The organism is Selenomonas sp. (assembly GCF_052169755.1).
Taxonomy (GTDB): Bacteria; Bacillota; Negativicutes; order Selenomonadales; family Selenomonadaceae; genus Selenomonas.
The window spans coordinates 1-6,658 of the sequence record NZ_JBQNBV010000111.1 but is presented as its reverse complement, the minus strand read 5'-3'; the positions used below and the strand labels follow the sequence as shown (position 1 = coordinate 6,658).

At 55.8% G+C, this 6,658-nt stretch carries 4 protein-coding genes, 3 tRNA genes and 2 pseudogenes; 4 read left to right on the top strand and 5 right to left on the bottom strand.

Annotated features, from left to right (window positions below; translation table 11 throughout):
- Positions 1-119: 119 nt before the first annotated feature.
- Both ACTTKG_RS08150 and ACTTKG_RS08145 read left to right on the top strand, forming a co-directional pair.
- On the top strand, positions 120-1,868 hold the full coding sequence (locus ACTTKG_RS08150; protein WP_442673719.1) for an ABC transporter ATP-binding protein: 1,749 nt from the start codon (positions 120-122) through the stop codon (positions 1,866-1,868).
- Positions 1,861-3,621, top strand: a complete 1,761-nt coding sequence (locus ACTTKG_RS08145; RefSeq protein ID WP_442673718.1) for an ABC transporter ATP-binding protein — start codon at positions 1,861-1,863, stop codon at positions 3,619-3,621. Before ACTTKG_RS08150 ends, ACTTKG_RS08145 begins: the two co-directional genes overlap by 8 nt.
- A gap of 97 nt (positions 3,622-3,718) precedes the next feature.
- Here the strand turns inward: ACTTKG_RS08145 and ACTTKG_RS08140 are convergent.
- The 4 genes and pseudogenes from ACTTKG_RS08140 to ACTTKG_RS08125 all read right to left on the bottom strand — a co-directional run bounded on the left by ACTTKG_RS08140 (position 3,719) and on the right by ACTTKG_RS08125 (position 5,678).
- Positions 3,719-5,338, bottom strand: a pseudogene (locus ACTTKG_RS08140) (peptide chain release factor 3).
- 104 nt (positions 5,339-5,442) lie between these two features.
- Positions 5,443-5,517 (bottom strand) — tRNA-Cys (locus ACTTKG_RS08135).
- A 3-nt stretch (positions 5,518-5,520) separates the two neighbouring features.
- Positions 5,521-5,595 (bottom strand) — tRNA-Gly (locus tag ACTTKG_RS08130).
- Between the two features lie 6 nt (positions 5,596-5,601).
- Positions 5,602-5,678: transfer RNA gene (locus ACTTKG_RS08125), tRNA-Asp, on the bottom strand.
- 134 nt (positions 5,679-5,812) lie between these two features.
- Between ACTTKG_RS08125 and ACTTKG_RS08120 the strand changes: the two genes are divergently transcribed.
- Together ACTTKG_RS08120 and ACTTKG_RS08115 are read left to right on the top strand one after the other, a co-directional pair.
- Positions 5,813-6,079 (top strand): DUF4160 domain-containing protein, encoded by a 267-nt coding sequence (locus tag ACTTKG_RS08120; protein ID WP_442673717.1) that lies wholly within the window; start codon positions 5,813-5,815, stop codon positions 6,077-6,079.
- 10 nt (positions 6,080-6,089) lie between these two features.
- On the top strand, positions 6,090-6,383 hold the full coding sequence (locus ACTTKG_RS08115) for a DUF2442 domain-containing protein (RefSeq protein ID WP_442673716.1): 294 nt from the start codon (positions 6,090-6,092) through the stop codon (positions 6,381-6,383).
- Positions 6,384-6,579: 196 nt separating this feature from the next.
- Here the strand turns inward: ACTTKG_RS08115 and sdhB are convergent.
- Positions 6,580-6,658, bottom strand: a pseudogene (gene sdhB, locus ACTTKG_RS08110) (succinate dehydrogenase iron-sulfur subunit); the annotation flags it as partial.

The window sequence follows — 6,658 nt, the reverse complement described above, 5'->3', positions numbered from 1 at the left end:
AGCCCTGCTCCCACGAGAAACATACAAAGATAAGAGAAAATTACCGCTTGTCACATACTTCAAGCAGCTTTATAATTGATAATTGATAATAAAATCAAATCTCTTTAGGAGGATTTCCTATGGAAAAAACAAGCCCTATGCGGCGGCTATGGCAGCTCGCCGCTGCGGAGCACAGGCGGCTGCGCATGGCGATCGCACTGGCGGCTATCGGCGTACTCGCGGGGATTGTCCCCTACTGGGCGGCAGCAAAAATGATTACAGCGCTTCTCTCAGAAACGCCGGCAGCACCGCATTTCTATTTCATCCTATGCCTTGCCGCTTTCGTCGGCTACGCCCTGCGCAGCATCCTATATGCACAGGCTCTTGCGCTGTCGCACCGCGCGGCATTCGCAGTGCTGCGCGACATCCGCACGCGCATCCTCGAAAAGCTTCCCAAGCTCCCGCTCGGTGTCGTAATCCGGCACGCAAGCGGCTCGATGAAGCATACGATCGTCGATCAGGTCGAAGGCATGGAGCGCACGATCGCCCATCTATGGCCGGAGTTGACAGCGAATACGTTCGGTCCCCTGTGCATCTTCGTCTATCTGCTCATCCTCGACGTACGCATGGCGCTTCTCTCGCTCGTCTCCATTCCCGTCGGTATGATCTTCATGGCGATTGTCATGCGCGACTACGAGGAAAAATATGCGGGCGCAGTACAGACGACGAACGAGATGAACGCCGCTGTCGTCGAGTACATCGGCGGTATCGAAGTCATCAAAGCATTCAACCAAGGCGCAGCTTCCTACGAAAAGTTTTCAGAAAAGGTGCGTGCAAACGCTTCCTATTATTATCGCTGGATGCTGCATTGCCAGCTGCCTATGTCCCTCGGGAAAGTCCTCTCCCCGACAATACTGATTACCGTACTGCCCGTGGGATGGCTTTTATATCAAGACGGCACGCTGCCGATGGACGTCTTTATCCAGACGATCATCCTCTCCCTCGGAATTGCAGGTCCACTGCTTGCCTCACTCAACTTCATCGACGCGCTGGCAAAAGTCGGCACGACCGTCGATGCTGTCGACGAGTTTCTCTCTGCCGAGGAGCAGCGCCATGCGATAGAATCGCGCCCCATTGAGACGACAGACATCATCGCAGATCACGTCTCCTTCAACTACGATGGAACGAAAAACGTCCTGAACGATATCAGCCTCATGATCCCAAGCGGAACACTGAATGCTTTCGTTGGAGAAAGCGGCAGCGGAAAATCTACGCTTGCGCGTCTCATCGCCGGATATTGGGATGTAAAAAGCGGCATGATCCGCATCGGCGGGCGCGATCTGAAAGACATCCCGCTGCCCGATCTCTATGATATGGTTTCCTTCGTCGCGCAGGATACCTATCTTTTCGACGACACGATCCGCGCGAACATCCGTCTTGGCAGGCTCTCGGCGACCGATGCGGAAGTCGAGCGTGCGGCAGAGCTTTCGGGCTGCGCGGATTTCATCCGACGGCTCGCACACGGCTACGATACCGTCGTCGGCAGCGGCGGCAGCCACCTCTCGGGCGGCGAACGGCAGCGCATTGCGATTGCACGCGCCATGCTGAAGGATGCGCCCATCGTCATACTCGACGAAGCGACGGCTTATATTGACCCGGAGAATGAGGCGATCATCCAGCGTGCCGTTGCCCAGCTGATCACGGGCAAGACGGTCATCATCATCGCCCACCGCCTCTCCACCATCACCGACGCAGACACGATCTTCCTCATCGCAGATGGTACAGTCTCAGCAAAGGGAACGCACGCACAGCTCCTTTCGGACTCTTCAGCATACCGCAGCATGTGGCAGGCGCATATCAGTGCAAAGGATGGTGAAGAAAATGCTTGACGCACTCCGAAAAATCTGGGCGTTTGCCGGCAGGGAACAAAGAAACCTCAATTATTCGGTTCTGCTCGGCGTGCTCTACGCCGTGTTCCACGCCCTGCAGATTGCGGCGCTCTACGTCGTCTTGAAGGGGCTTATCGAGCACGCGAATGGTACGGATACGGCGATACAGGCGCTTGCCATCCTCGCCGTCAGCATCCTCGGCAGATCCGCAGCCGAATATATTTCGCAGCTGCAGCGTGTCCATGCGGGCTACTTCATGGCAGCGAACAAGCGCATCGCCATCGGTGAGCATCTCAAGCGCGTCCCGATGGGTTATTTCAACGAAACCAGTCTCGGGCGGATCACGGGGGTCGCAACGACGGTACTCGGTGATGTAGAGGAAACGGCATCCAGGGTGCTCGTCCACACGCTGACAGGTTTTCTGAACACGCTCGTCCTCATCCCGATGCTGCTCATCTTCGATTGGCGCATCGGCGCAGTATTCATCATCGGCATCGCCGTCTATCTATGGATCACGGCGACTATGGAGACAAAGTCGCGTCTGCTCGCACCGAAACGACAGGCGGCGCAGGCGCTGCTCGTTGAAGCCGTGCTTGAGCAGCTGCACGGTATGCACGTCATCAAGGCGTTCAATCTCACAGGCAGAGGAGATGCGCGTGTGCGCCGTGCGCTTGCCGAAAGCGAACGCGCCAATCTTGCAATGGAGCGGCTCTTTACTCCCTATATAGCGGCACAGGAAATCACGCTGCGCTTTTTCAGCATTCTGATCATCGCCGCCGCCCTCTATGCACATCTCACGGGAACAATGACGCTGCTGGACGCAGTCATGTGCATCGTGTTCTCCTTCATCGCCTATAAGCAGATCGAGTCCGCAGGCAGCGCGCTTGCCCTGCTTCGCGCCGTATGCGCCTCCATCGACGAGGCGAACGAAACGGACGCCATACCGCAGCTCGATGCGGACGGCAAAGATATTGCGCCCGCACATCATGACATCACATTTGACCATGTATCTTTTTCTTACGGCGAAAAGCCTCTCCTCTGCGACATCTCTGCAAAGATTCCCGCGCGTAGTCTGACGGCGATTGTCGGACCGAGCGGCTCCGGCAAGACGACGCTGTGCCATCTCATCGCACGTTTCTGGGATGTCGATGCGGGCGCCATCTCCATCGGCGGTCACAATATCAAAGAATATACGCTTGAGTCTCTAATGGCGCAGATCAGCATTGTCTTTCAGCGCGTCAACCTCTTTTGCGACACGATTGAGAACAACATCCGCTTCGGACGTCCGCAGGCGACCCGCGCAGAAGTCATTGAAGCAGCAAAAAAGGCAGCGTGCCATGATTTCATCATGCAGCTGCCGGACGGCTACGAAACAGTGGTCGGCGAGGGCGGCGCGAATCTTTCGGGCGGCGAAAAACAGCGCATCTCCATCGCCCGCGCCATCCTCAAGGACGCGCCCATCATCATATTCGACGAAGCGACGGCAAATGTCGATCCGGAGAACGAGGATCGGCTGCAGCAGGCAATCGAAGCGCTGACGCAGAACAAGACCGTCATCATGATTGCCCATCGACTGAACACCGTTCGAAATGCCGCACAAATTCTCGTCGTCGCAGACGGCAGGATCGTTCAGCGCGGAACACACGAAGAGCTTCTTGCCGCGCACGGCATCTACGCCGACTTTATCGCAGCACGCAAAGCTGCCGTCGGCTGGAAATTATCGTCTTCAACAGATCGGCACAAAAGCAGATGACAGCAAATAGAAAAACATCCTCTCGCCCTGACACGAGAGGATGTTTTTCTATGCATACATTCCTTTGTATTTCATGAAGTCTTCGTCATGGCAGCGCCTACGCTTCGTTTTGATCGGCAGGCACGGCGTGAAGCAGCAGATCGGGATTGTTGTCCGTGATCCAGCCGAGCGCCCATTCGTTGCTCACGAGCAGCACGGGATTGCCCCGACGGTCGCGCACAAACATGCCGCGATCTGCGCCGCGCAAGGATGCGGGCGTGATCTCGCGCCCATCGGCAAATGTCATCCAACGCGCGACCTCGTATGGCTACATCTGCAAGACGATGTCAACATTGTACTCGTTCTTCAGGCGGTATTCGAGCACCTCGAACTGCAGCGTGCCGACCGTGCCGACGATGTAGGCGTCCGCACCCGCGCCCTCCTGCACAAAGAGCTGGATCGCCCCCTCCTGCGTGAGCTGCTCGACGCCCTTGACGAACTGCTTGCGCTTCATCGTGTCCTTCGCCGAGACGCGCGCAAACTTCTCGGGCGGAAACACGGGGAAATCCTCGTACTTGAACTTGTGCGAAGCGTCCGTCAGCGTATCGCCGATCGAGAAGATGCCGGGGTCGAAAAGCCCCACGATGTCGCCCGGAAACGCCTCGTCGATGATCTGCCGATCCTGCGCGAGAAACTGCTGCGGCTGCGCGAGCTTGATGAGCTTGCCGCTCTTTTCGTGCCAGACGCTCATGTTGCGCTCGAACGCGCCCGATACGATGCGGATGAAGGCGAGACGGTCGCGATGCGCGGGATTCATGTTCGCCTGGATCTTGAATACGAACGCCGAGAAACGCTCGTCCGTCGGCTCGATGACGCCGTCGGACGAAATGCGCGGCGCAGGCGCAGGCGCAAGGCGCAGATACTCCTCCAGAAAATTCTTGACGCCGAAATTCGTCATGGCAGACCCGAAGAACGTTGGCGTCAATTCGCCGCGATCGACCTTCTCACGGTCAAAGTCCTCGCCCGCCGCATCGAGAAGCTCGATGTCGTCGGCGAGCGTCCGGCGCTCTTCGTCCGTCAGCTGCGCCATGAAAGACTCGTCGTCGATCGAGCCGCAGACGGAGACGCGCTCCGTCTGCCCGTGGCTCGCGTCGGCGGCAAAAAGCTCGACCTCACGCTTCGCGCGGTCATAGACGCCCTTGTAATTGCCGTCCGTGCCGACGGGCCAATTCATCGGATAAGAGCGAATGCCCAGCACATCTTCCAGCTCCGCCATGAGGTCGAGCGGCACCTTGCCGAAGCGGTCGAGCTTGTTGACGAAGGTGAAGATCGGAATATGGCGCTCGCGGCAGACCTTGAAGAGTTTCTTCGTCTGCGCCTCGACGCCCTTCGCCACGTCGAGAATCATGACGGCGCTGTCTACCGCCATCAGCGTGCGGTACGTATCCTCACTGAAATCCTGATGTCCGGGCGTATCGAGGATGTTGATGCGGCAGCCCTCGTAGTCGAACTGCAGCACGCTCGACGTGACGGAGATGCCGCGCTGCTTCTCGATCTCCATCCAATCGGACACGGCATGTCGCTGTGTCTTGCGCGACTTGATCGAGCCTGCGAGGTGGATCGCTCCGCCGTAGAGCAAGAGTTTCTCCGTCAGCGTCGTCTTTCCCGCATCCGGATGCGAAATGATGGCGAACGTGCGCCTCTTCTCTATTTCCTTCTTCAATTCTTCCTGCGACAAAATACATCCTCCCACACCGTTATATTTGAAAAAAGACTGCCGCAGAATCTCTGCAGCAGTCCTAAGGAATCACCGAAAATCTGTGCTTCCTTCACCTATCGTTTTGGAGGCGACACCCAGAATCGAACTGGGGAATGAGGGTTTTGCAGACCCCTGCCTTACCGCTTGGCTATGTCGCCGTATGGAGCGGAAAACGAGGCTCGAACTCGCGACCCCCACCTTGGCAAGGTGGTGCTCTACCACTGAGCTACTTCCGCATGAAGTGGCGACCCGAAGGGGACTTGAACCCCTGACCTCCGCCGTGACAGGGCGGCATTCTAACCAACTAAACTACCGGGCCGACATCGCTGCCTTATAAGCGGCAACAAATAGTATTATACAGAGCGTTCGACGGCTTGTCAAGGAATCTGAAAGAAATTATTGAGGAAGTTCGTCTGCTGTGCTATCCTATATACGGAAGGGAGGAAAAATGGGATGCCAGAATTAAGTCGTTTCGGAGGCATGATCATTTATATGCTGTTTCGCGACATCGGTCAGCACCATAAGCCACATGTACATGTGTATTACGGGGAGTATGAAGCCGTCATCGGCATCGATGGTGAATTATTGGCAGGTTCTCTGCCTCGAAAACAACTGAAAATTCTTACAGGATGGCTTGCTTTTCATGAAGCTGAAGCTTACAAGGCATGGAATTTCGCCGTCCAAGGCGAGCATTTCGACAAGATTCCACCAATGGAATGAGGTGAATGGGATGTACATAAAGAATGATATTTGCTATGCAGGAGAAATGCAAGACGGCATAAAAGTTACAGATGCAAGACCTTTACGCGGCGGCATGATGCTCGTCACATTCTCCACAGGAGAAAAACGATTATTCGACACAACCCTTTTGTCCGGAGAAGCGTTCAAAGCGCTTGCAGAGGATGAAGTATTCCGTCACCCCGTACTGTTTCATGGTGTGATTACATGGCAACAGGGCGAAATCGACATCGCTCCTGAGTTTGTCTACGAAAACAGCTATGCTTACGATGACATGGCGATCTAGAAATCACCCTGCAACTATAGTATCGAATCGGTTCATCGAGAATATGCTGATACAAGCGACAACATCTGCATAGGCATGAGCTGCAGCGCTGCCGGAATCATGGCAAACATAAGACAAAAGCGCACGCCCCGACAAACGGAGCGTGCGCTTTTTGCTTCTTGGGACGATGGCGAAAGATTCGCCGCCGTTCTCCTCTTTAGTTGTTGAAGATATTCCGCAGCGCCTGCTTGTTGACGTCGCGGTTGAGCTGCGCGAGGTGCTTCGTGAGCTTGATC